The following is a 24449-nucleotide window of genomic DNA, read 5'->3' as shown; positions in this document are numbered from 1 at the left end:
ATGAAGCACCGCGCTGGAACCCCTGCGCGGTGCTTCAGTTGACCGCCCGTCGCCCCGCTGGAGTTCTCCCCGTGCAAGTTTTCCGCTGTCCCGTCTGCGAACGGCCAGTCTATTTCCACAACACCCGGTGCGCCTGCGGGCAAGAGGTCGCCTTCGACCCTGATGCCCAGGCCATGCGCATCGCCGTGAACACCTGCGCCAATCGCGACCGGATCAGTTGCAATTGGGTGGCAGACGATAAGCTCTGCCGGTCATGCGCGATGACCCGCACCGTGCCTGACCTCGGCGCGCCGGAAAACCTCGGCCATTGGCGCATGACCGAGAATGCCAAGCGGTGGATGCTGGCCAACCTGGCGCGCTGGGGCTGGTTCGGCCCGGAGGATCACGGCGAAAGACCGGTGTTCCGGCTGTTGTCCGAGCAGACGTCGAAAGGCGAGGCCAACGTCACCATGGGCCACGCCAACGGCACGATCACGATCAACGTAACCGAAAGCGACGAAGCCGTGCGCGCCGAGCGCCGCGCCGAGCTGGGCGAGCTCTACCGAACCATGCTGGGCCACATGCGCCACGAGATGGCGCATTTTCTGCATCTTCGCCTGTCGCGCGACGCAGGCTTCGTCACCGCCTTCCGGCAGCTCTTCGGCGACGAACGCGCCGATTACGGCGAGGCGCTGAAGAGGCACTACAAGAACCCCAGGACCGCCGACGACAACTACATCTCGGACTACGCGACGATGCACCCGCACGAGGATTGGGCCGAGACGGTCGCACATCTTTTGCACCTCGTCGATGTGCTCGACAGTGCGATGGCCGTCGCGCTGACCCTGCCCGGCGTCGAGACGGACGGTTACGACGCCTATGCACAGACCGACACCGAGGCCGTCCTGAATCGGGCGGTCCAGGTTTCGATCGCCGTGAACCACGTGAACCGGGCCGTGGATCTTCCCGATCTCTACCCGTTCGTGCTGACCCGCGGCGTGCGCGAGAAGCTGGCTCTGGCCCACGGCACGCTCCGCACGCCGGCCTGACGGCGGGGCTTTCGCAAGGGGCCGCGAGCAGGCAGGATGGCGCGGCCCCATCCTGCAGGAGGACCCATGGCCGACATCGTCATCCTCGGCATCTTTGCCGCCGACACCGCCTATCGCGCCCGCCGTCTGCCCCAAATCGGCGAGACCGTGATGGGCGAAGGATTCGCGCTGAACGCGGGGGGCAAGGGCTCGAACCAGTCGGTCGCGGCGGCGCGGGCCGGGGGCGACGTGGCGTTCCTCAGCAAGATCGGGCGCGACACGTTCGGCGCGCTCGCCCGTCGCACATGGGACGAGGCCGGCGTCGCCTTCGCCGGGGACGAGACAGACGACCCCACCGGAGCGGCCTTCATCTTCGTGGACGCCGAATCCGGCGACAACGCGATCATCGTGACGCCCGGCGCCGCGGGGACGATCACGCCCGCCGACCTCGACCGCTGGGCGCCGACGATCGGCGGGGCGCGCGTCTTCGTCACACAGTTGGAACAGCCGCGCGATGCGGCGCAGCGGGGACTTGAGATCGCCCGCGCCGCCGGGGTCCGTACCGTGCTGAACCCCGCCCCCGCCGCCGACATCCCGGACGAGATGCTGGCGCTCTGCGACCTGATCACGCCGAACGAAAGCGAGGCTGCGCTTCTGACTGGCATGTCCGTGGCCGGCCCCACCGATGCCGAAGCCGCTGCTGCAAGACTTCGCGCGCGGGGCGCTGGCGCGGTGATCGTGACGCTGGGTGAGGCCGGCGCACTCTACCACGATGGCGACACGGTGCTGCACATCCCCGCGCTGAACGCCGGACCCGTGGTCGAGACGACGGGGGCCGGCGACGCGTTCAACGGCGGGCTCGCCGCGGCCTTGGCCGAAGGTCAGCCCATCGAACGGGCGTTGCGGGTCGCCACCGCCACCGCCGCCCTGTCGGTCACCCGCGCCGGGGCCGCGCCCTCGATGCCGACGCGGGACGAGATCGACCGCCTGCTCTAGCCGTGCTGGCCCGGGTCGCCCACATCCGCCTCGTTCGTGTCGTAGACCGCCCAGGTGCCAGAGCCCGGCGGCGGCGGGGGCGCTTCCCTGGTGTTCTCGCGGTGCATGTTCACCTTCGAGATGAGGTGGGCCGAGATCGGCGCCGTCACGAACAGGAACGCCATGATCAGCACCTCGCGCAGCGATCCGTCTCCCAGTGCGAAGGCCTGGATGATCGAAGCGAGCAGCAGCGACCCCACCCCCATCGTCGACGCCTTCGTCGGCGCGTGCAGCCGCTTCATCGGCGTGTCGAGCTTCACGAGGCCGATCGCGCCCACCAGCGCGAAGATCGCGCCCAGCACCAGGGCGATGGTCATCAGGACGTCCCAGATCATTCGATGATGTCCCCCCTCAGAACGAAGCGCGCATAGGCGACCGTCGCGACGAAGCCGAGCATGGCGAAGATCAGCGCCCCCTCGAGATACAGCCTTGTCTCGCCGGCCATGCCGAGAAGCACGATCAGCGCGATCGCGTTCACGGTCATGGTGTCGAGGGCGAGGATGCGGTCGCCGGCACAGGGGCCGATCACCAGCCGGATCATCGCCAGCAGTTGCGCGAGGCTGAGCGAGCCGAAGGCGATGAGCAGCCCGATATCGGTCATGGAGGTCAGGGCGATCATTCGAAGATCTCCTTCAGTCGGCGTTCGTAACGCTCCTTGATGTCGCGGACGTCCGCCGCGGGGTCCGCGCTGTCGAGCGCGTGCACCAGAAGGCAGCGCCCGTCATCCGCCAGGTCCGCCGAGACCGTGCCCGGCGTCAGCGTGATCGTGCCGGCCAGGATCGTGATCGCCTCGGGCGTCTTCAGCTCCAACGGGATGACCAGCCATTCCGACCGCATGCTCGCATTGCTGCGGAACAGCACGATGAAGGCGACCCGCGCGTTCGCCACCACGATGTCCCAGATCACCAGGATGATATAGCTCGTCAGCCTGAACAGCTTGGGCGTCGATGGACGGTGGGGCCAGTAGGGCGCGGTCAGGGCCGGCACCACGAGCCCGAGGATCACGGCCATGACCAGGGTGCCGACGGTCAGCGAGTTGGTCAGAAGGCACCACACCACGGCCAGAAGAAGCGACAGCGCCGGATGCGGCAGAAGTCGTTTGCCCAGTCCAAGCATCAGTGTCCGCCCTCCTCGCTGGAGCCCGACTCGTCGTAGCCCGCCTCGTCCTCGTAGTGGCCGTAGCTGATCTCCTTGCCCGGCGTGTCGAGCACGGTCGAGACATAGGCGCCGGGCCGCATCAACTGATCCACAGTCGCGCGCATGTAGTCGGTCATCGGGCCGGCAAAGATCGTCTGCGCCGCCAGCAACGCGACGAACCCACCTACTGCGACCACCGGCAGCGCCGGGGCCGACTTCCCCCGGCTGTCGCGGTCGGCTTCCGAAATGTGTTGCTCGGCCTCGAGGTCGTCCATCCCCTTCGCCACCTGCTGCGGCTTCCAGAACACCGTCGAGCCTGCGCGCGCGAAGCCCACCACCGCCACGAGGGACGAGCCCAGGACGACCGTCCAGATCCAGGCGATCAAGGTGCTGTCATAGGCCGCGTCGAGGATCAGCAGCTTGCCGAGGAACCCCGACAGTGGCGGCAGGCCGGCCATGGCGATCGCCGAGGCGAAGAACAGTCCCCCCAGCAGCGGCCCCCCGACCATGGGCGCGCCCCCCTCGATCCGCGCTCCGGCGCCGCGGCGTTGCCCGACGATGTCGACCAGAAGGAACAGAGCCGCCGTCGCGAAGGTGGAATGGGCGACGTAGTAGAGCGCGGCCGTCAGGCCCGCCTCGCTCATCAGGCCGATCGCGGTCATCACCATGCCCATGGATCCGACCACGGCGAAGGCGACCAGCCGGTCCAGGCTGCGCGCGGCCAGGACGCCGATCATCCCGATGGCAAGCGAGATCAGCGCCAGCGGCAACAACCACACCTCGTGCAGGCCCGCCGTCACCTCGAGGTCGGGCGGAAAGACCAGCGTGTAGATTCGTATGATGGCGTAGGCGCCCACCTTGGTCATGATCGCGAACAGCGCCGCAACGGGCCCCGGCGCCTGAGAATAGGCCGCAGGCAGCCAGAAATGCAGCGGAAGCAGCGCCGCCTTCACGGCAAAGACCAGAAGCAGCAGTACCGCCGCCACCCGGATCGAGGCCGAAGCCCCAGGATCGATCATCGCGACCCGCCCCGCAAGGTCGGCCATGTTGAGCGTTCCAGTTTCCGCGTAGAGCGTGCCGAGGGCGAAGAGAAACAGCGTCGACCCGAGCAGGTTGTAGAGCACGTATTGCGTTCCCGCCCGCACCCGCTTGGCCCCGCCCGAATGGACGAGCAACCCGTAGGAGGCGATCAGCAGGACCTCGAAGAAGACGAACAGGTTGAAGATGTCGCCCGTCAGGAAGGCGCCCGCGATCCCCATGATCTGGAACTGGAAGAGCGGGTGGAAATGCCGTCCCCGCTTGTCCCAGCCCGATCCGATGGCATGCAGCATCACCAGGAGCGACAGGATCGCCAGCAGCAGGACCATGTAGGTGGACAGCCGGTCGGCCACCAGCACGATCCCGAAGGGCGCCTGCCATGCGCCCAGCTGATAGATCGTGACGGTCCCGTCCCCGGCCTGCCAAGCCAGCCCGAGGGCAAGGGCGAGGAAGGCGGTCAGGCCGGCGAGCGACAGCGCCCGCTCTACCCCTGCGTGGTAGCGGGCGAGCAGCGTCATCGCGGCCGCAAGCATCGCCGGCAGGACGACCGGCAGGACGATCCAATGGCTCATCTGCCGGCCTCCTCGCGCTTGCGGCCCTGGTCGATCTCGACGTCGTCGTCGTTCACCTTGTCATTGCCGAGGCCCAGATAGCTGCCCAGGGCAAAGACGACCACGACCGCCGTCATCCCGAACGAGATGACGATCGCCGTCAGCACCAGCGCCTGCGGCAGCGGGTCGGCGTAGAAGACCAGGCCGTCGCGCAGGATCGGGGGGTGGTTCATCGCCAGCCGACCGCTGGCGAACAGGAAGACGTTCACCGCATAGGTCAGAAGCGACATGCCGACGATCACCGGGAAGGTGCGGAAGCGCAGCACGAGGTAGATCCCGACGCTTGTCAGGACGCCGATGGAAGACGCGACGATAAGCTCCATCAGGCCCGGTCCTCGACACGCGACGGATCGATGTCCATGGGGTGTTCGCTTTCTCTCTGATCTGCCCGCCGCGCCAATCGCGCAAAGCTTTCGAGCGACAGCATGACCGCGCCGACCACGGTGAGGAATACGCCGAGGTCGAAGGCCATGGCGCTGGCGACCTCGAACTCCTCGATCGGCGGGATGTGGATATAGGTGAAGGACGAGGTGAGGAACGGGTAGCCTGTGAACCACGCCCCGATGCCGGTCAGCCCCGCGATCAGGACGCCGGCGCCGATGATCCCGTGATAGGGATAACGCTGCCGTGCCTCGGCCCAGTAGAACCCGCTGGCCAGGTATTGCATCACCAGCGCGATCGCCGCGACGAGCCCGGCGATGAAGCCGCCACCCGGCATGTTGTGCCCGCGCAGGAAGATGTAGATGGCGACCAGCAGGACGAGGGGCATGATGACCCGCGTCAGCACCACCATCATCAACGGGTGCCGGTCGCCGGCCAGGTTCTTGTCCGGCCGCCGGTTGTAGAGCTTAGCGCGCACCGGCCCGGCCAGCAGCGCCTCGGTCAGCGCGTAGATGACCAGCGCGGCGATCCCGAGGACGATGATCTCGCCGAACGTGTCGAAGCCACGGAAATCCACGAGGATCACGTTGACCACGTTGGTGCCGCCGCCGCCGTAGTAGCTGTTCTCGAGGTGATAGTCCGAGATCGTCGGCGCCACGAAATCCGAGCGCAGCATCTGCCAGGCAAGCCCGCCCGTGGCGAGGCCTCCGGCCGCTGCCAGCACGATGTCCTTGGCGCGCTTCAACCCGCCGGTTTCCTTCGGCGTGTCGTTCGGCAGGAAGTTCAGCGCCAGAAGCAGCAGGATGATGGTCACGACCTCGACCAGGATCTGCGTCATCGCGAGATCCGGCGCCGAGAACACGACGAAGCCCAGCGACACCATCAGGCCCAGGATGCCCACCAGGATCAGGGCGAAGAGCCGGTTGCGGTGGAACACGGCCAGGGCCAGCGCCGCCGCGACCAGCAGCGCCCAGCCTGCAATCGCAGCCGCCGTCATCGGCAGCGTCTCCCGCGAGGGCGCGACGCTTTCGCCCGTGACCCAGGCGTGCACGCCCAGCGCCAGCACAGCGGCCATGAAGACACCCGCATAGCGTGAGAATGCCCCGTCATGCAGGCCATTCGTGACCCCGCGCGACGCCGCCACGGCCCCGGCGATGATCCCGTCGAAGATCGACTTCGCCCGCGGCACGTGCAGCGCGGCCCACAGCCACGCAGCCGCGCGATAGATCAGCACCAGCGCCAGGCCGCCCAGAACCGCGACCACCGACATCCACAGCGCAGGGGTGACGCCGTGCCAGATGGCAAGGTGGTAGCCCTCGGGGATCTGGCCCTCGGTCCCCATCACGGCGCGGGCGACGAAGAACACCAGCGGCTCGACCAGGCCCGGCAGGATTCCGATGCCCAGCACCAGCACGCAGAGGAACGCGGGCGGTCCCCACATGCCCATGCCCGGATCATGCGGCTTGGCCGGGTAGTCGTCGCGCACCCGCCCCAGGAACGTGTGCCCGATATAGCGGAACGAATAGGCTGCCGAGAACAGCGCCCCCACCGTCGCCAGCACCGGAACCAGCAGGCCGGGGCCGAAGAACTCGGTATGGGCGGCTTCCTCGAGGAACATCTCCTTCGACAGGAAGCCGTTGAACAGCGGGATGCCGGCCATCGCCAGTCCCGCGATGGAGGCGATGGCGAAGGTCACCGGCATCAGCCGCGCCAGCCCGCCCAACCGCTTGATGTCACGGGTATGTGCCTCGTGATCCACGATGCCCGCGGTCATGAACAGCGCCGCCTTGAACGCTGCGTGGTTGAGGATGTGGAACACCGCCGCCAGCGCGCCGAAATCGGTGCCCGTGCCCAGGAGGAACACGATCAGCCCCAGGTGCGAGATCGTCGAGAACGCCAGCAGCGCCTTCAGGTCGTCCTTGAACAGCGCCGTGATCGCGCCGACCAGCATGGTCAGAAGGCCCGCGCCGGCGACGAGATAGAAGTAGATCTCGGTGCCCGACAGGACCGGCCAGGTCCGCGCCAGCAGGAAGATGCCGGCCTTCACCATCGTGGCCGAGTGCAGGTAGGCCGACACCGGCGTCGGGGCGGCCATCGCGTGCGGCAGCCAGAAGTGGAACGGGAACTGCGCGGACTTGGTGAAGCAGCCCAGCAGGATCAGCACCAGCGCCGGCACGTAGAGCGGCGAGTCCTGGATCGCCTCGCGGTTCTCGAGGATCACGCTCAGGTCGTAGCTGCCGACGATCCGCCCCAGAAGCAGCATGCCGCCGATCATCGCCAGCCCGCCCATCCCGGTGACGGTCAGCGCCATCCGCGCGCCCTGCCGGCCGTCGGGCAGGTGCTTCCAGTAGCCGATCAGCAGGAAGGACGACAGCGAGGTCAGCTCCCAGAACACCAGCAGGACGAGGATGTTGTCCGACAGGACGATCCCCACCATCGCGCCCTGGAACAGCAAGAGGTAGGCGAAGAACTCGCCCATATTGTCCTCGCGGGCGAGGTAGTAGCGCCCGTAGATGATGATCAGGACGCCGATCCCCAGGATCAGGGCGGCGAAGAACAGGCCCAGCCCGTCCAGCATCAGGTTCAGGTTCAAGCCCAGCTCGGGCATCCAGGGGATTTGCTGGATCACCGTTTCCCCGCCCAGCACCGCCGGGGCTTGCGAGATCAGGCCGACCAGGGCGGTCAGCGTGACCCCCAGCGTCACGACCGCACAGGTCTGACGGCCGGTGCGAACCATGAGCCCGGGAAGAAGCGCCCCAAGAAACGGGGTAAGGACGATCAGGACGAGCGACATGGACCTCTCTCGGATAGCGGCTCCGCGGATAATTGTGACTATCACCGGGATCCACAAACGGAAATGTCCCTGGCCCAGCCCCGGCGGGACCTGTGACATGCACGGCCTTCGACGCAGGAGGGCACCGTCGATGCGCCCGACCCCGGCGCGGTAGGCATGCCCTGGACGACGTGCTCGCGACGAAACACCGCAGGCGGCGGGCGAGCAGAGCAAGGAGCCGTTGCCCGTCTGACCCCCGCGGGCTAGGGATCGGGCATGACGAATTACCTCTATCAGGGCGATCTTCCCGACGGGCTGGACCTGGGGCCGGTGGTCGCGATCGACTGCGAGACGATGGGCCTGAACCCCCATCGCGACCGGTTGTGCGTGGTACAGATGTCCGGCGGAGACGGCGACGCTCATCTCATCCAGCTGGCGCGCGGCCAGACAAGGGCGCCGAACCTCGAGAACATCCTTACCGATCCGAACGTGCTGAAGCTGTTCCACTTCGGCCGGTTCGACATCGCCGCATTGTACCATGCGTTCGGAGCGCTGGCGCAGCCGGTCTATTGCACCAAGATCGCGTCGAAGCTGGTGCGGACCTATACCGACCGGCACGGCCTCAAGCAGCTTCTGACCGAGATGCTCGGCGTGGATATCTCGAAGTACCAGCAGCAATCCGACTGGGGCGCCGAAGAGCTTTCCGAGGCACAGATCGCCTACGCCGCGTCCGACGTGCTGCATCTGCACCACCTTCGCGAGGCCCTCGACGAGCGGCTCGTCCGCGAAGGGCGCACCGACCTGGCCGAGGCCGCTTTCGCATTCCTGCCCGTGCGGGCGCGGCTCGACCTTGGCGGTTGGCCGGAGATCGACATTTTCGCGCACTGACCTTCGCGCCAGCGCTTCGGACGGATACATCCCCCACATGCAACGGCGAGCCAGACAGAAACGTCACTACGACAACCGCCATTCGCGCTGGGTCAGGCGGCTGAAGGTGCTTCTGCCGCTGTTCGCGCTCGCGATCCTGTGCACCCTGTTCCTGGTCGCCGACCGGCGCGACGGCACGGCGCTGGAATTCGCCGACCCCGCCACGCTCGACCGGCTTCTGAGCGAGGGGCGCGTGGTGAACCCGAGCTATTCCGGCCTCGGAGACGACGGCGCGGCGGTCAGCTTCCTCGCCGACGAGGCCCGCCCGGACGGCGAGGACGCCGAGGCCGATCGCATCCTGGGCGTCTGGACCAGCCGCGACGGGTCCGAGGTGTCGCTGGAAGGCGACACGGGCGTTCTGACGAACCTCTCGGGCGACATGCGGATCGAAGGCGACGTGGTCGTGACCGAATCGCAGGGCTACCGGTTGCAAAGCGATGCTCTCGACATCGACGGGGCCAGCAAGGACATCGTCTCGCCCGGCCCCGTCAGCGGGTCGGGGCCGGGGCTGACGCTGGACGCGGGGGGAATGCGCGTCGCACAACGCGAGGGTTCGCCGCGTGTGACCTTCACCGATGGCGTTCGCGTGATATACGAGACCCAGCCGGCGGAAGGGAACTGATCACGTGTTACGCCTAATCCTCGCACTCACGCTCGTTGCAGGCGCCGCCACGGCGCAGGATTCGACCATCGATTTCGGCGGGTTCGAGCAGAATAGCGGCGCCCCGATCGAGGTCGTGTCGGACCAGCTCGACGTGGACCAGCAGGACGGCACCGCGGTCTTCACCGGCGACGTGACAGCGACCCAAGGCGACCTGGTGCTGACGGGCGAACGGGTCGAGGTCTTCTACACCACGGGCGAGGATCGCCAGATCCGCACGCTCCACGTCACCGGCGGAGTCACCCTCGTAACCAGCGAAGAGGCCGCCGAGGCCGAGGAAGCGACCTACGAGGTCGTCGACGGCACGATCCTGATGACCGGTGACGTGCTGGTGACCCAGGGCGACAATGCAATCGCCGGCGAGCGCATGACGATCGACCTCGAGACCGGGACGGGCCGCGTCGAGGGACGCGTCCGCACGATCTTCCAGACCGGCAATTGATGCAGGACGCGGCACCGCAAGAGGGCCTCGTCGTCGAGCACCTCCGGAAGAGCTATCGCAAGCGCCCGGTGATCCGCGACGTGTCGCTGAACCTCGCGCGGGGCGAGGTGGTGGCGCTGCTCGGGCCGAACGGGTCGGGCAAGACGACATGCTTCTACGCCATCGCGGGCCTCGTGACGCCCGACGGCGGGACCGTGCTGATCGACGGGCGCGAGGTGACGACCCTGCCGATGTATCGCCGCGCCCGCATGGGGATCGGCTATCTCCCGCAGGAGATGTCGATCTTTCGCGGCCTGACGGTCGAGGACAACATCCTCGCGATTCTCGAACTGGTCGAGAAGGACCGGCACGCCCGGCGCGACCGGCTCGAAGGACTGTTGCAGGAGTTTTCCATCTCGCATTTGCGCAGCACCCCCTCGCTGGCGCTGTCGGGCGGCGAGAGGCGCCGCGCCGAGATTGCCCGCTGCCTGGCCGCGAACCCGAGGTATCTGCTGCTGGACGAACCCTTCGCCGGCGTCGATCCCATCGCCGTCGGCGACATCCGGATGCTGGTCGCCAGCCTGACCGAACGCGGCATCGGCGTGCTGATCACCGACCACAACGTGCGCGAGACGCTGTCCATCGTGGATCGGGCCTATATCCTGCACGATGGCGGCGTGCTGATGAGCGGCACCAGCGAGGACGTCGTGGCCGACAGGGACGTGCGTCGCGTCTATCTCGGAGACAGCTTTACCTTGGGTTGAGCCTGCCGGCGTGCATCCCTTGACAGACAACCGCATTTGCGCGCCAAATGGGCGAATGAGACGCGGCATAACGACATCCGCATATTCGACTTTCCTTCCATATTCCAGTGGCTTGGAACGTATTTCCGGGTGTCCCGCGAGCTCGGCTCTGGCGCGTTTCCCTGTCATGCCCGGATCCTTGCGCCGGTTCAGGCGGACGCGCTGCTTTCAGGAAAGGAAGACAGATGCGCTACCAGGTGAGCGGCAAGCAGATCGACATCGGCGAGGCCCTTCAGGCCCATGTCCAGTCCCAGATCGACGCCGTGGTGGAGAAATATTCCGGCCGGCCGACCGATGCGCTTTGCGTATTCTCGCGCGACGGATCCGCCTTTAGCTGCGAAACCGTCCTTCATCTGTCCAGCGGAATGACCGTTCAGGCCCGCGCGAACGAGCACGATATCTATGCCGCCTGCGACTCGGCGGTCGCCAAGATGGAGAAGCAGTTGCGGCGCTACAAGCGGCGGCTGAAGAACCACAACAAAGAGCGGACGACGCCCGTTGAACTTTTCGGGGCCTCCTCGTATATCCTCGCCTCATCGGAAACCGAGGAGGAGACCGAGCCCGACACGCTGCAGCCGGTCATCGTGGCCGAAATGGAAACACGGATCCCGACGCTGTCCGTCGGCGAGGCCGTGATGCAAATGGAGCTGCACGGGGCACCGGTTCTGGTTTTCCGGAACGAGAAGCAGGGGAGCGGGGTCAACGTCGTCTACCGTCGCGATGACGGCAATGTCGGATGGATTGACCCCAATACGGCAGGGTAAGGCGGCGCGCATCGCCGCCAGGGATTTTCAGGGTACCGCATGATTTCGTCCGATCTCCTTTCACCGGAGGCCATTCGGGTCATTCCCGGGATGTCCAGCAAGAAGCGTCTGTTCAACACGTTGTCCGACGTGGCCGAGCAGGTTTATCACCTGTGTCCTGAATCCGTCTGTGACGCCCTGATGGAGCGTGAAAGCCTTGGCCCCACCGCCGTGGGCCAGGGCGTCGCCCTTCCCCATGCGCGCATCGATTCCATCGACCGCGTGCGCGGCGTGTTCCTGAAGCTCGAGCGCCCGCTGGATTTCGGCGCGGCGGATCGGCAGCCCGTGGACCTGATCTTTGGCTTGTTCGCGCCCGAGGATGCGGGCGTCGATCACCTGAAGGCCCTGGCCGCAGTCTCGCGCACCCTGCGCGATCCCGACCTCTGCGCGCTTCTGCGCGCGAACGGGGATGCGTCCACGATCCACACGGTCCTGACCCAGCGGCGCACCACGAACGCCGCCTGAGGGTCAACGCCAGGCGGCGAAACCGAACATCATGTAGTCCCGCTGGTAGGCCGCCTTCACCGCCGCCTCGACCTCGGCGTCGTAGATCGCCGACAAGGGCATCGGGTCCGGGTCAGGCTCGGTGATGTAGGTCGGCGCGCGCAGGTTCTGCGCGACGGCCAGATCGGCGAGGCGCTCGGCCGCCTCGTCCTCGCGCAGGATCAGATCGGGCAGCCCGAATTGCGCCACCCCCTGCAGCAGCACGCTCTGGCTGGCCCACGCGGGATCGACGCGCAGGCCGGTCTGCCCGCCGAGGTTGCCCTTCACGAATGCGGCGAAGGCGCAGAACGCGGTCTTGTGGCGCTCGACCCCATAGCCCGGCCCCGGCACGCCCTCGGGGATCGGCAGCCCGTAGGTGCTGCGCAGGGCCTCGCGGATCTCGTGGAAGCACTCGGGCCCGGGCATCAGGATGTGACGGCAGAAGGCGTGGTAGAGGCGCGGAACGGGATGGCGCAGCACCGTGAAGCTGCGGTGCCCGGGGCGCTGCCGCTTCCACTTGCGCAGGTCCTTCTGCGTCATCCCGCGCCCCAGATCGGAGGTTGTCACGCTGTCGATCCCGGCCAGCCATGCCTCAACCGACGCGCGCGGCCCGCCCTCGATCGGGATGAACAAAAGCGGCGCCGCGGCCGCCGCAATACACGCGGGGATCGCCGGCCCCCGGTGCGGCTCGAAACTGAGGGTGCGGCCCAGGTCGAACGGGTCGAGCCGCGCAAGGGCGGCAATCATCTCGTCGTGGTTCTCGACCTTGTCCGCCAAGGCACCGGGGTTCTGCACCTTCGTCCGGCCCGCCAGCGAGTCGAGCCGCCCCGTCACCCCGAGCCACGCGGCCAACCCGTTCAACACACCGAGATCGCCGATATCCTCATACGCAAGGTGGAACGCAGTTTGACCGGTGGTCTGCAACCTGTGCAGCACGCGCCGCTGGAACCCCCGCAGCGCGTCCAGATGGCGCGAGAACTCGGCTGCGTCGAACCGGATGCGGGCGGTCCTGGCACCCACCATGTCGCCCAGCCGCCATTGGTTCGTGGCCCGCGCGATCTTGAGGCTGACATAGGAGTCGAGCGGATTGCGAGTCAGCACGATCTTGGCACATGCCGGGTCCGGAAGAAGCCGGTCAATCACCCGCGCGTCATGGTCGTGGAAGAAGCGGAAGCCCGGCAGCCCCTCGGTCTGGGCGGCCATCGCGTCCAGGAGGCGGCCCGGGTCACGCTCACGCTCGGCTTGGGTGATGCCGGCCATCTGGGACTGGCCTGCGTGACCGACGAAGGCGGGGTTGAAAGCCTCTCCCCAGCAGCGCAGGCCGCCCAGCGCGTTGAGGTTCTCTTCCAGGAAATTCGATCCGGTGCGCATCTCGGCCAGCAGGATGAAGCGCGTGAAGCGAGTACTCATGGGCTCGTCCCGTTGGGGGGGTCGCCCGGAAAGTCGCCGATGAGGTAAGGGTGCATCCCGGCGTTCCGCAGCTGTTGCAGGAAGGCGCCGAACCCGGTCAAGTCGACCATCTTCGGGACCTCAGCGGGGTTTTGGGCAACGGTGAGCGAAGCCTCTTCGCTCACCGTCCGAAGGGGTTCGGCCGGGTTCTCGACCAGGTCTGCCATGGTCCAGATGCGCACGCGGGCCTTGGTGGCCGGGTTGCGCAGATCGGCAAGGTGGGCGTTCTCGATCTTCTGCAGGCGGGCGGCCTCGGCGCGCAGATCGGTAAAGGGGCGCTTCGAGGTGAAGAGCGGCACGGCCCAGGCGCCGGTGACGCAGAAGACATCGGCGTTCGGGTCGCGCGGGAAGAACCGGCCGGGGGCTGGAGTGTCGCGCGGGCCGAACAGGAAGGACTGCCGCTCGCCCCGCGTGTTCCAGATGAGGTTGGTCAGGAACATCTCGGGATTGTAGTCCCGCAGGCGCGCATTATCGGACAGCGCTCCCGAGAACACCGGCAGACCGCCGGCGAACTCGGCCCGCTCGGGCGCGAAGAGATGCCCATGGGCGCGCAGGCCCGCGCTTCGCTGAACCCAGTCGGGAAAGCCCGCAAACAGGTCGCCGAAACCCTCGAAGACGACGTACCGGGCCGCGGTCAGCCGGTTGTCGTGGTTCTTCCTGGGGAAGCGGCCGGTCATGTAGAGGCCCGCACGGCCGGATGTCCGCCGCTCGGTCGCCTTCGAGAAGATGCGGTCGATCTTGCCCGGATGCGGCTCGGCCCGGTTCGCCGCGTCATGCTCACCCGACAGGAAGGCGGCATAGAGCCGCTCCGCACGCGGCCACGCCTTGCGCGCAACGAAGCAATCCGACCGCCGCAGAAGCTGCAGGTGATCGTCGTAGAACACGTGCGGCTTGCCCTGGAAGTCGAACTTGGACAGCGTCAGCGATCGGCTTTCGACCCGGTCCGAGACGAGGCGCACGAGGGACTGGAAATAGCTCTCGTCCGGGATCCACACGCGCGCGAAGTAGCGATCGAACTCGGTCCGGCGCGGATGAGAGAGGATGGCCTCCAACGTCTCGCGCGTCAGGCACCACCATTGCGAGCCCATATGCGGGGTCACCCCCTCGGGGATGCGACGACGCAGGTTCAGCCGCCGTTGCAGCCGCACGTAGCCATCGAAAAGGCGCCTTTGCCGCTTCCACGAGAAGGGAAAGCGCAGGGTGAACCGCTCGCGGTCCAGGCCGCCCGTGGTCCAGGGCACGTCCTTGGTCGTCGCGCTTTCGATGAAGTCGGTCTGTGCATGCGCGCCGAGATAGCAGACGAGCTCGTCCACCGGGCGCAGGGGCAGGCAGCTTCCCGAGGCGAGGAAGACGTGGCGCACGTCGGGGAAGTTCTTGAGCATCATCTCGGATGCGGCCTGAGCTGACTGCACCAGCGAGAATCGCCCCCATTCGCAGCGAAAGCGCCGGCAGAACAGGATGTTGTCTCGATCGCTCAGGGCCTCGCGGAACGCGTCGTAGTCATGGGCCGAGGCGCGTGCATCGACATGGATCACGATGGGGCAGCCACGCTCGGACCAGTGGCGGGCGACCTGCGCCGCCCGGTCGAGCGCCTCATGGCAGAGCATGACGAAGCCGAGGCTCATGCCCAGTTCCCCTTGGACATCAGGCCCAGGATCTCGAGCTGGCGCCAGTTGATGTATCGCTCGGACCAGTTGGACCACAGCTCAGGGGAACTCTCCAACCCTTCGGCATAGGCCTGATATTCGCGCCCGCCGGCATAATGTTCCGCCCGCACGGCCTCGTCCTTCGCGCGATCACCGAGGGTGTTGAGGAACTTGGCATGCAGCAGCACGCCGCACGCCTTCTCGCCGCCGAGATCGTCAAAGACGAGGTTCAGCCCCCGCGGCAGCACGTTGTGGGTGGACGAGGCGAAGACCGTCCCGCGCCGCCATTTGACCAGGGGAACCTTGTTCAGCGCCGGCGACCGCGAGGGATCGTCGCGGAAGAAGACGCGCGCGCGCGGACCGCCCTGGATCCACAGCGACTTGCACTCCCAGTTCCGGGTGATCGTGTAATTGCCGCTGTCGAACCACGACGCCACCTCGAACGGGTTCTGCCCGGCCTCGTATGTCGCCTCGCCCACCGGGCCCTTGGGATACATGTCGATCAGCATGGTCCCGAACGAGCGGATGTCCGACCCGTCCAGCCAGTCGGTCAGCGCGCGGATCGGGCGGGTGTCGCAGAACGGGAAGACGAAGAACTCGTCCACGTCGACGTGCAGCACCCAGCGGCCGAGGCAGTATCGCCGCGCGAGCCAGTTCACCCAGTCGAGCCCGAAGCGCGCGCCCCGGTAGCTGGCGTCGGTGGACCAGACCGAGCAATCGGGCTGCTCGGACAGGTAGGCGACGCTCTCGTCCTCGCTGCCGTTGTCGATGAACAGGAAGTGCTCGATCCCGAGGTCGCGGTAGTAGCGCAGGAAATAGGGCAGACGGACATGCTCGTTGCGCGCGACGGCGATGACGACGTTGGTCGCAGAGGAGATCCTGGCCCCGCGCAGGCGGATACGCCGGAGGTCACGGCGCTTGCGGATGGCGCGGATATACCACCGCCGCCGTCTCAGCCCGAGCCGGATCCGCTTGCCGATCTGCATGTCCGCTCCACTCTCGACCCGGCCGGCGCCGCTGCGGGCCGTCGGCGGCTCAGGTCCATCCCCCGCGCGAGATCAGGCCGAGCGCCTCGAGATGCCGCCATCCGCGATACGCCGTGGAAAAGGAACACGCGAGCGTGGGCTTGTCTATCAAAGCCTCGTAATAATTATCGTAAAGAGAAGCGTTTGCGAAATGCTCGCGCCGCTCCAGTTCTTCCGCCGATTTGCGAACGATCTGGTCGAGGAACTTGGTGTGCAGGAGCGCGCCGGTGATCCGCTCTCCCTCGCCTTGGATCTTGTTCAGGCGGGGCGGCAGGGCGGCGTGGGTCGAGTTCACGTAGACATAGCGTCGATCCCAAAGGATCAGGGGCACCTTCTGCATCGTCGGCGCCCGACGCGGCTCGGATGCGAAGAACCTCCGCGCCCGGACCCCGCCCTGCACCCAGAGGTTCCCCATCGGCTCCTGCCGCCGGATCGTGTAGTTCCCCGCGTCGAAGAGGGGCAGTGTTACGGTCGGGTCGGTGCCGACGTCGTACGGCACCTCGCCCAGCGGCCCCTCGGGGTAGAGGTCCAGCATCAGCGTGCCCATCATCGGCTGCTCGCTTGCGCCCAGCCATTCGGTCAGCGCCTGCAGAGGGCGGGTGCGCCAATGCGGATAGATGAACAGTTCGTCGGCATCGAGCGTGAGGCACCAGTGGCCGTGCCCGTGCCGGATCATCAGCCAGGTCAGCCAGTCCATGCCGAAACGCGACTGCCGATAGGAGTGCCCGGTACGCCAGACAGAGACGTCGGGCGCATTGGCCAGCATCTCGGACGTGCCGTCGGTGGAGCCGTTATCCACGACGAGGATGTGATCCACGCCAAGCGCGCGGTGGTGGTCGAGGAAGAAGGGCAGCCGGGCGGCCTCGTTCCTGACGCAGGTGAACAGAAGGATGTCGCCGGGGCGGATGCGGCCGGTGCGGTCAGCGACTGTCGCAAGCTGCCGACGCTTTCGCAGGGCGCGATACAGGAGGCGCCGCCGCTTCCAGCGTAGCCGGTACGCGGCGGCGGGATCCGGCGGCAGGATCGGACGCGAGACGCCGATCTCGATCCGCCGCCGGGTCAAGTCAGCCCAGCTCGTTCGGCCCAAGGGACTTGATGAAGCTCGCGAGATCGTCGCGCAGGTCGGGACGGCTGAGGCCAAAGGCCACGGTCGCCTGCAGGAAGCCGGCCTTGGATCCGCAATCGAACCGCTGGCCGTCGAACTTCAGGCCGTGCACACCCTTTTCGCTGTCGATCTGCTTGGCGATGGCGTCGGTCAACTGGATCTCGCCGCCCTTGCCGGTGTCCTGGTTGTCGAGAACCGACAGCACCTGGGGCGTCAGGATATAGCGGCCGATGACTGCAAGGTTGGACGGCGCTTCGGACGGATCGGGCTTCTCGACCATGCCCTTGACGCGGAGTGTCCTGCCGCCGTCGTCGTTCACGTCGAGGATCCCGTATTTCGAGGTCTGTTCGTGTTCGACTTCCATCGCGGCGACCATGCAGCCTCCGGTCTCGGCCTGCGCGTCGACCATCTGCTTCAGGCAGGGCACGTCGGACTTGATCACGTCGTCCGGCAGGATCACCGCGAAGCTCTCGTCCGAGTCGATCAGGCGGCGGGCACACCAGACCGCGTGACCCAGGCCCAGCGCCTTCTGCTGGCGGATGGTCGAGATCGCGCCCGAGGGCATGTCTGTCCGGCTGAGCTCTTCCAGCAGGTCGTCCTTGCCCTTCCGCTTCAGAGATTCCTCGAGCTCGGGCGACTTGTCGAAGTAATCGACGAGCGAGCTCTTGCCGCGCGCGGTCACGAAGATGAAGTCCGTGATCCCCGCATCGCGGGCCTCGTCCATCGCGTACTGGATCAACGGGCGGTCGACGAGCGTCATCATCTCTTTCGGCATCGACTTCGTCGCCGGCAGGAATCGCGTTCCAAGCCCGGCGATCGGAAGGACGGCTTTGGTGACTTTCTTGGTCATGAAATCCTCTTTGGCACCGTGTGCACGGCGTGCATCTACCGTGTTGGTTGTAGTGCCTACATTACTGTTTCAATGTGACGCCCGGTGCATGGGCGATGAAGAAAGGGTTCTCGAACCCGGATTTACCATAGCGCAAGGGGTTCTGATCGTCGAAGCGGACGACACGGCCGCCAGCGCCGGAAAGGACGGCGTGACCCGCCGCGGTGTCCCACTCCATCGTGCGGCCGAGGCGGGGATAGAGGTCGGCCTCGCCGGTGGCGACGAGGCAGAATTTCAGCGACGAGCCCGCGCTGCGCATGTCCTCGACGCGGTAGTGCCCGATGTAGTCGTCCGTCGCCTGGTCGCGGTGCGACTGGGACGCGACGACCAGAAGCGCGTCGTTGTTGGGCACCCGCACGCCGATCGGCTGGGTTTCTCCCGGCGTTTCGGGGTCGAACGGGCCTTCTTCCTCGACCGACTTGCCGTCGGGGCGGGTGTAGAACAGCCGACCGCGCGCCGGGGCATAGACCACGCCGCGGATCGGCTCGCCATCCTCGACATAGGCGATGTTCACGGTGAAATCGCCGCGCCGCTTCACGAATTCCTTCGTGCCGTCCAACGGATCGACGATCAGGAAGGTCGCGACGGACTGCCCGTGGCTGTCGGCCTGTTCTTCGGTCACCAGGGGCGTGTCGGGAAATGCCGCGCGCAGGCCGGCGGATATCAGCTTGTCCGCCGCCTCGTCGGCCTCGGTCACGGGGCTTTCGTCGGACTTTTCGCGGACCTCGAAATCCTCGCGGTTGTAGATCTCCATGATCGCTTCGCCCGCTTCGAGCGCAAGTTTCCGCATTACACGGGCGAGAGTTTCCTGATCCACCACAATTCTCCGCATTGGCTGATTCCCGGGGGAGGTTTAGGCGAGGCTGCTAGGAAAACAACAACATTCCCCTGCGAGACTACCCTCGGAGATTCGGAGCGACCATGTTCGAGGCAAGAAGAAGCACATCGTGGATCGGATCAGCGGGCGGTGTACTCGGCCTGATCTTCCACAACACCGTGCGATCGGTGCGCAAGACCCACGCCAACGCTTTCATGGCGATCGGGCTGAACATCTTCCAGACCGTGATCCTGGTGGTGTCGTTCTACGTCCTGTTCACGGTCCTCGGGATACGCGGCGCGGCGATCCGCGGCGACTTCATCCTCTTCATCATGAGCGGCATCTTCCTTTACATGGTGCATGTCCGCACCGTGCAGGCGGTATTTTCGACCGAGGGGCCGTCCTCGCCGATGATGCTGCATGCGCCGATGACCACCTTCGTGGCGATCGCGTCGAACGCCCTCGCGGCGCTCTACACGCAGATCCTTTCGGTCATCCTGGTGCTCTATGCCTACCATGTCATCTTCCAGCCGATCGCGATCCACAACTGGAAGGGCGCGCTCGCGATGATGTGCCTCGCGTGGTTCTCGGGCGTGGCCGTCGGCGTGCTGTTCCTCGGTCTGAAGCCGTGGTTTCCCAGCGCCGCCTCGACGGGGCAGTCGATCTACAGCCGCGTGAGCATGATCGCCTCGGGCAAGATGTTCGTCGCCAACCAGATGCCGGGCTACATGATCGACTGGTTCGACTGGAACCCGCTGTTCCACGTCATCGACCAGACGCGGGGCTTCGTCTTCATCAACTACTTCCCCCATTACTCGAACGTCACCTACCCACTTTACATATCGCTGGCGCTGATGATGATCGGCCTGATGGGAGAGTTCTTCACACGCCAGAACGCCTCGATCAGCTGGGGGGCACGCAGATGATCCGGACTCTGGTCCTCCTGCTCGCGATCCTGACCGGCGGAGCCGCTGCGGCGCAGGGGACCGGGCTGTACGACGTGACCGGCGTGGCCTCGGACGATGCGCTGTTCGTCCGCGCACGACCCTCGAACGACGGAGAGGTCACCGGCACCCTGTCCCACGATGCGCAAGGCGTGCACGTCAGCGAACTGTCCGAGAACGGTCTCTGGGGGCGCGTCGATCACGACGGCGCCGCAGGCTGGGTCTACCTCGGATACATGGAGGCCCAGGGCGCCATGGACTTCCCCGGCACGCTCGATTGCAACGGGACCGAGCCCTTCTGGTCGCTTTCCATCCGCCCCGACAGCGTCACCCTGGACGAGATGTCGGGGGCCGGCTTCGACGGCACCACCGGAACGAGGGCGCGCGCAGACGGCCGGACCAATCGCTGGTCCCTGCGCGCCTTCGACAGCGGCCGCAGCCTGACGGCGGTGATCGTCGCGCAACAATGCAGCGACGGCATGTCGGACCGCAGCTATCCCTACACCGTCGACGTGATCCTGTCCGAGCAGGACGGCCACCGCCACGTCTCAGGGTGCTGCGCCCTGCCCTGACCGGGCCACCCGCATCGTCACGTTGATCCGCCCGCCCTGGGGCAGAAGGTCGGACGAGCCGAACCTGATCCGGTCGATGCCGTGATGGACCAACCGCGCAGCGCCGCTCAGGATCGCCACGTCGCCCGACCGCAGCCAGACGCTTTCCGTACATCCACCCCGCTCGACATTGCCGATGCGGAACAGGGCCTCGTCGCCCAGTGACAGAGAGAGGACCGGCAGCGATAAATCCGCCTCGTCCTTGTCCTGGTGCAGGCCCATCCGCGCGCCCTCGCCGTAGTAGTTCACGAGGCAGGTGTCGGGCGCGGCCGCGTCCGGAAGCACGCCCGCCCATAGCTCGGTAAGACGCGGCGGGATCGCGGGCCAGTCGCCGCCCGCAGGGTGGCGTGGCGCATAGCGGTAGCCCTTCCGGTCGCTGACCCACCCGACCGCGCCGGCCGAGGTCATGCGCACGCTCATCTGCCCCCGCCGCGTCTCGGGGTGGAAGAAGGGCGCGACCCGCGCCACGGCGCGCAGATCCTCTACCAAGGCCTCCTGCGCCAGCCGGTCCAGCGCGCCGCGCAGGACCTCCACGCCGCGTATGTCGATCCGCTCGCTTGTCTCGAAAAGGCTCAAAAAGCGGTCCTCCGTCGGGATTGCAGCGTCAAAACGCCCTCCCTATATACGACCGGACGCCGGCCGCAGGCGATAAACGCGGCAGAAAATCGGGATCGGCGGCGGGGCGCCTCGGACGTGGGCCCGGCTGCAACAACATCGCCTAGAAGAGGACATTGAGAGCATGGCCAAAGTCATCGGTATCGACCTCGGCACGACGAACAGCTGCGTCGCCATCATGGACGGCTCGCAGCCCCGCGTGATCGAAAACTCCGAGGGTGCGCGCACGACCCCCTCGATCGTCGCCTTCACGGAAGAAGAGCGCCTTGTCGGCCAGGCCGCCAAGCGTCAGGCGGTCACCAACTCGGAGAACACGGTCTTTGCCGTCAAGCGCCTGATCGGCCGCCGGTTCGGCGACCAGGGGCTCGAGAAAGACAAGAAGAACCTGCCCTACACCATCGTCGACGGTGGCCAGGGCGACGCCTGGGTGCAGGCGCGCGGCGAGAAGTACTCGCCCAGCCAGATTTCCGCCTTCATCCTGCAGAAGATGAAGGAGACGGCCGAGAGCTATCTCGGCGAAGAGGTGACGCAAGCCGTCATCACCGTCCCCGCCTATTTCAACGACCAGCAGCGTCAGGCCACGAAGGACGCCGGCAAGATCGCCGGCCTCGAGGTACTGCGCATCATCAACGAGCCGACGGCCGCCGCGCTGGCCTACGGGCTCGACAAGAAGGAAACCAAGACGATCGCGGTCTATGACCTCGGCGGCGGTACCTTCGACATCACGATCCTGGAGATCGACGACGGCCTGTTCGAGGTGAAGTCGACGAACGGCGACACGTTCCTCGGCGGCGAAGACTTCGACATGCGGATCGTCGACTACCTCGCGGCCGAGTTCAAGAAAGAGCACGGCGTCGACCTGACCCAGGACAAGATGGCCCTTCAGCGTCTGAAGGAAGCGGCCGAGAAGGCGAAGATCGAGCTGTCGAGCTCGAGCCAGACCGAGCTGAACCAGCCGTTCATCACGATGGGCGCGAACGGCCAGCCGCTGCACCTCGTGATGAAGCTGACCCGCGCCAAGCTGGAAAGCCTCGTCGGCGACCTCATCAAGAACTCGATCAAGCCATGTCAGGCAGCGCTGAAGGATGCCGGCCTCTCGACCGGCGACATCGACGAGGTGGTGCTTGTCGGCGGCATGACGCGCATGCCGAAAGTCATCGAGGAAGTGACCAAGTTCTTCGGGAAAGAGCCCCACAAGGGCGTGAACCCCGACGAGGTCGTCGCCCTCGGCGCCGCCATTCAGGCCGGCGTGCTGCAGGGTGACGTCAAGGACGTCGTGCTGCTCGACGTGACGCCGCTGTCGCTGGGTATCGAGACGCTTGGCGGCGTGTTCACCCGCCTGATCGACCGCAACACCACGATCCCGACGAAGAAGTCGCAGATCTTCTCGACCGCCGAGGACAACCAGAACGCGGTGACGATCCGGGTCTTCCAGGGCGAGCGCGAGATGGCGGCCGACAACAAGATGCTCGGTCAGTTCAACCTCGAGGACATCCCCCCCTCGCCGCGCGGCATGCCCCAGATCGAGGTGACGTTCGACATCGACGCCAACGGCATCGTGTCGGTTTCGGCCAAGGACAAGGGCACGGGCAAAGAGCAGAACATCACCATCCAGGCGTCCGGCGGTCTGTCCGACGACGACATCGAGAAGATGGTGAAGGACGCCGAGGCCAATGCCGACGCCGACAAGAAGCGGCGTGACCTGGTCGAAGCCCGCAACCAGGCCGAAAGCCTGATCCACTCGACCGAGAAGTCGCTGGAAGAGCACAAGGACAAGGTCGATCCGACCACTGTCGAGGCCATCGAACTGGCCATCTCGAACCTGCAGGAGCAGCTCGAGACCGACAACCCGGAGAAGATCAAGTCCGGCATCCAGAACGTGACCGAAGCGTCGATGAAGCTGGGCGAGGCGATCTACAAGTCGCAGCAGTCCCAGGGCGAAGCTTCGGCCGACGACGCCGAGGGCGGCTCCGGTGGCGGGGGTGACGACGACATCGTCGATGCCGACTTCGAGGATATCGACGACGACAAGCGCGCGTCGTAAGACACCCCGTAACTTCAACAGGGGCCGGCCTGATCTGTCGGGCCGGCCTTTGACGTGAAGGAAACAGACTGATGGCAAAACGTGATTTCTACGACGTTCTGGGGGTGTCGAAGGGCGCGTCTGCCGACGAGATCAAGAAGGGCTATCGCCGCAAGGCGAAAGAGCTTCACCCCGATCGCAACAGCGACAACCCGAACGCCGAAGCCCAGTTCAAGGAAGTGAACGAGGCCTACGACGTCCTGAAGGATGCCGAGCGCAAGGCCGCCTATGACCGCTTCGGCCACGCGGCCTTCGACGGTGGCATGGGCGCACGAGGCGGGCCTCGTCCGGGCGCGGCTCACGGCCAGGGCGATTTCGCGTCGGCGTTCTCGGATGTGTTCGACGATCTCTTCGGTGACTTCATGGGGCAGCAGCGTCGCGGTGGCGGCCAGCGTGCGACCCGCGGATCCGACCTGCGCTACAACCTGCGGATTTCGCTCGAAGATGCCTACCGCGGCATGCAGCGCACGATCACCGTTCCGACGGCCGTGGCCTGCAGCGTCTGCGACGGATCGGGCGCCGAGGGCGGCGCCGAGCCGGCCACCTGCCCCACCTGTTCGGGCATGGGCAAGGTCCGCGCGCAGCAGGGCTTCTTCACCGTCGAGCGGACCTGCCCGACCTGCTCGGGCGCCGGTCAGATCGTCAAGAACCCTTGCAGCAATTGCGGCGGCGCCGGGCGCGTGCAGAAGGACCGCGCACTGTCGGTGAACATCCCCAAGGGCGTCGAAACCGGCACCCGCATCCGCCTCGGCGGCGAGGGTGAAGCGGGCCTCCGCGGCGGCCCGGCAGGCGACCTTTATATCTTCATCGAGGTCGAGGATCACCCGATCTTCCAGCGCGAGGCCGAGAACCTGTTCTGCCGGGTGCCCGTGTCGATGACCTCGGCCGCGCTTGGTGGCGACATCGAGGTGCCGACGATCGACGGCGGCCGCAGCCGCGTGAAGATCCCGGGCGGCAGCCAGTCGGGGAAGCAGATGCGCCTGCGCGGCAAGGGGATGCCCGGGCTCCGCAGCACGACGAGCGGCGACATGTTCATCGAACTGGCGGTCGAAACGCCGGTGAACCTGACCGGCCGCCAGAAAGAGCTTCTGCGCGAGTTCGAGGACCTGTCCGAGGAAAACAGCCCCGAGAGCACGGGCTTCTTCCGCAAGGTCAAGTCGTTCTGGGACGGGATGAAGGGCTGAG

25 protein-coding genes are annotated in these 24449 nt (G+C 66.4%); 12 read left to right on the top strand and 13 right to left on the bottom strand.

The features are described 5' to 3' along the window. Positions 1-71: 71 nt before the first annotated feature. Together PAM7066_RS11825 and rbsK are read left to right on the top strand one after the other, a co-directional pair. Positions 72-1028: a zinc-binding metallopeptidase family protein gene (locus PAM7066_RS11825; protein ID WP_085854378.1), complete on the top strand. Its 957-nt coding sequence runs from the start codon at positions 72-74 to the stop codon at positions 1026-1028. Between the two features lie 66 nt (positions 1029-1094). After that, positions 1095-2003: a ribokinase gene (gene rbsK, locus PAM7066_RS11820; RefSeq protein WP_085854376.1), complete on the top strand. Its 909-nt coding sequence runs from the start codon at positions 1095-1097 to the stop codon at positions 2001-2003. Here rbsK and PAM7066_RS11815 read toward each other — a convergent pair. The 6 genes from PAM7066_RS11815 to PAM7066_RS11790 are packed head-to-tail and all read right to left on the bottom strand — an operon-like array spanning position 2000 to position 8003. Next, positions 2000-2377 (bottom strand): Na+/H+ antiporter subunit G, encoded by a 378-nt coding sequence (locus PAM7066_RS11815; protein WP_085854375.1) that lies wholly within the window; start codon positions 2375-2377, stop codon positions 2000-2002. The two genes, rbsK and PAM7066_RS11815, sit on opposite strands and share 4 nt — an antisense overlap. Then, positions 2374-2661 carry a K+/H+ antiporter subunit F gene (locus PAM7066_RS11810; RefSeq protein ID WP_245749669.1) on the bottom strand — a complete coding sequence of 96 codons (288 nt, stop codon included), beginning with the start codon at positions 2659-2661 and terminating at the stop codon, positions 2374-2376. The genes PAM7066_RS11815 and PAM7066_RS11810 overlap by 4 nt, the downstream gene beginning before the upstream one ends. Continuing rightward, positions 2658-3149: a Na+/H+ antiporter subunit E gene (locus tag PAM7066_RS11805; RefSeq protein WP_085854474.1), complete on the bottom strand. Its 492-nt coding sequence runs from the start codon at positions 3147-3149 to the stop codon at positions 2658-2660. The genes PAM7066_RS11810 and PAM7066_RS11805 overlap by 4 nt, the downstream gene beginning before the upstream one ends. An 8-nt stretch (positions 3150-3157) precedes the next feature. After that, positions 3158-4789: a monovalent cation/H+ antiporter subunit D gene (locus PAM7066_RS11800; protein ID WP_085854374.1), complete on the bottom strand. Its 1632-nt coding sequence runs from the start codon at positions 4787-4789 to the stop codon at positions 3158-3160. Continuing rightward, positions 4786-5151, bottom strand: a complete 366-nt coding sequence (locus tag PAM7066_RS11795; protein WP_085854373.1) for a Na+/H+ antiporter subunit C — start codon at positions 5149-5151, stop codon at positions 4786-4788. Before PAM7066_RS11795 ends, PAM7066_RS11800 begins: the two co-directional genes overlap by 4 nt. Continuing rightward, the gene (locus PAM7066_RS11790; protein ID WP_085854372.1) at positions 5151-8003 is read right to left on the bottom strand and encodes a monovalent cation/H+ antiporter subunit A; all 2853 of its coding nucleotides are present in this window, start codon (positions 8001-8003) and stop codon (positions 5151-5153) included. Before PAM7066_RS11790 ends, PAM7066_RS11795 begins: the two co-directional genes overlap by 1 nt. A gap of 255 nt (positions 8004-8258) precedes the next feature. On the opposite strand from PAM7066_RS11790, the gene PAM7066_RS11785 reads away from it, so the two are divergent. From PAM7066_RS11785 to PAM7066_RS11760, 6 genes are all read left to right on the top strand, one after another. Beyond that, a complete protein-coding gene (locus PAM7066_RS11785) occupies positions 8259-8870 on the top strand; it encodes a ribonuclease D (protein WP_085854371.1) in 612 nt (203 codons plus the stop codon). A gap of 37 nt (positions 8871-8907) precedes the next feature. Continuing rightward, positions 8908-9531: an LPS export ABC transporter periplasmic protein LptC gene (lptC, locus tag PAM7066_RS11780; RefSeq protein WP_085854370.1), complete on the top strand. Its 624-nt coding sequence runs from the start codon at positions 8908-8910 to the stop codon at positions 9529-9531. A gap of 4 nt (positions 9532-9535) precedes the next feature. Then, positions 9536-10012 (top strand): lipopolysaccharide transport periplasmic protein LptA, encoded by a 477-nt coding sequence (gene lptA, locus PAM7066_RS11775; protein WP_085854368.1) that lies wholly within the window; start codon positions 9536-9538, stop codon positions 10010-10012. Next, the gene (gene lptB / locus PAM7066_RS11770) at positions 10012-10755 is read left to right on the top strand and encodes an LPS export ABC transporter ATP-binding protein (RefSeq protein WP_085854367.1); all 744 of its coding nucleotides are present in this window, start codon (positions 10012-10014) and stop codon (positions 10753-10755) included. Before lptA ends, lptB begins: the two co-directional genes overlap by 1 nt. A gap of 224 nt (positions 10756-10979) precedes the next feature. Next, the gene (gene hpf, locus PAM7066_RS11765; RefSeq protein ID WP_085854365.1) at positions 10980-11558 is read left to right on the top strand and encodes a ribosome hibernation-promoting factor, HPF/YfiA family; all 579 of its coding nucleotides are present in this window, start codon (positions 10980-10982) and stop codon (positions 11556-11558) included. A 39-nt stretch (positions 11559-11597) separates the two neighbouring features. Then, on the top strand, positions 11598-12062 hold the full coding sequence (locus PAM7066_RS11760) for a PTS sugar transporter subunit IIA (RefSeq protein WP_085854363.1): 465 nt from the start codon (positions 11598-11600) through the stop codon (positions 12060-12062). Positions 12063-12065: 3 nt separating this feature from the next. On the opposite strand, the gene PAM7066_RS11755 is transcribed toward PAM7066_RS11760, so the two are convergent. From PAM7066_RS11755 to cysQ, 6 genes are all read right to left on the bottom strand, one after another. Further along, positions 12066-13490 (bottom strand): nodulation protein NodH, encoded by a 1425-nt coding sequence (locus tag PAM7066_RS11755; protein ID WP_085854362.1) that lies wholly within the window; start codon positions 13488-13490, stop codon positions 12066-12068. Then, a complete protein-coding gene (locus tag PAM7066_RS11750; protein ID WP_085854360.1) occupies positions 13487-15154 on the bottom strand; it encodes a DUF5927 domain-containing protein in 1668 nt (555 codons plus the stop codon). Before PAM7066_RS11750 ends, PAM7066_RS11755 begins: the two co-directional genes overlap by 4 nt. Beyond that, entirely contained in the window at positions 15151-16161 is a 1011-nt protein-coding gene (locus PAM7066_RS11745) for a glycosyltransferase family 2 protein (RefSeq protein ID WP_085854359.1), read from the bottom strand. The genes PAM7066_RS11750 and PAM7066_RS11745 overlap by 4 nt, the downstream gene beginning before the upstream one ends. Positions 16162-16210: 49 nt before the next feature. Next, positions 16211-17224: a glycosyltransferase family 2 protein gene (locus PAM7066_RS11740; RefSeq protein WP_175484638.1), complete on the bottom strand. Its 1014-nt coding sequence runs from the start codon at positions 17222-17224 to the stop codon at positions 16211-16213. Between the two features lie 40 nt (positions 17225-17264). Then, on the bottom strand, positions 17265-18155 hold the full coding sequence (galU, locus tag PAM7066_RS11735; RefSeq protein ID WP_085854357.1) for a UTP--glucose-1-phosphate uridylyltransferase GalU: 891 nt from the start codon (positions 18153-18155) through the stop codon (positions 17265-17267). Positions 18156-18216: 61 nt separating this feature from the next. Beyond that, positions 18217-19026 (bottom strand): 3'(2'),5'-bisphosphate nucleotidase CysQ, encoded by an 810-nt coding sequence (gene cysQ, locus PAM7066_RS11730; protein WP_370738091.1) that lies wholly within the window; start codon positions 19024-19026, stop codon positions 18217-18219. Between the two features lie 89 nt (positions 19027-19115). Between cysQ and PAM7066_RS11725 the strand changes: the two genes are divergently transcribed. Together PAM7066_RS11725 and PAM7066_RS11720 are read left to right on the top strand one after the other, a co-directional pair. Continuing rightward, a complete protein-coding gene (locus PAM7066_RS11725) occupies positions 19116-19937 on the top strand; it encodes an ABC transporter permease (RefSeq protein ID WP_085854355.1) in 822 nt (273 codons plus the stop codon). Next, positions 19934-20527: a COG3650 family protein gene (locus tag PAM7066_RS11720; RefSeq protein WP_085854354.1), complete on the top strand. Its 594-nt coding sequence runs from the start codon at positions 19934-19936 to the stop codon at positions 20525-20527. The genes PAM7066_RS11725 and PAM7066_RS11720 overlap by 4 nt, the downstream gene beginning before the upstream one ends. Here PAM7066_RS11720 and PAM7066_RS11715 read toward each other — a convergent pair. Then, positions 20504-21142 (bottom strand): alpha-ketoglutarate-dependent dioxygenase AlkB family protein, encoded by a 639-nt coding sequence (locus tag PAM7066_RS11715; RefSeq protein ID WP_245749668.1) that lies wholly within the window; start codon positions 21140-21142, stop codon positions 20504-20506. The two genes, PAM7066_RS11720 and PAM7066_RS11715, sit on opposite strands and share 24 nt — an antisense overlap. A 163-nt stretch (positions 21143-21305) precedes the next feature. On the opposite strand from PAM7066_RS11715, the gene dnaK reads away from it, so the two are divergent. Both dnaK and dnaJ read left to right on the top strand, forming a co-directional pair. Continuing rightward, on the top strand, positions 21306-23225 hold the full coding sequence (dnaK, locus tag PAM7066_RS11710) for a molecular chaperone DnaK (RefSeq protein ID WP_085854352.1): 1920 nt from the start codon (positions 21306-21308) through the stop codon (positions 23223-23225). A 71-nt stretch (positions 23226-23296) separates the two neighbouring features. Next, positions 23297-24448 carry a molecular chaperone DnaJ gene (gene dnaJ / locus PAM7066_RS11705; protein WP_085854351.1) on the top strand — a complete coding sequence of 384 codons (1152 nt, stop codon included), beginning with the start codon at positions 23297-23299 and terminating at the stop codon, positions 24446-24448. Position 24449: the final 1 nt, after the last annotated feature.

Origin of the sequence: Palleronia marisminoris (genome assembly GCF_900172315.1) — a bacterium.
GTDB lineage: Bacteria > Pseudomonadota > Alphaproteobacteria > Rhodobacterales > Rhodobacteraceae > Palleronia > Palleronia marisminoris.
This window is presented reverse-complemented; position numbering and strand designations above follow the sequence as displayed.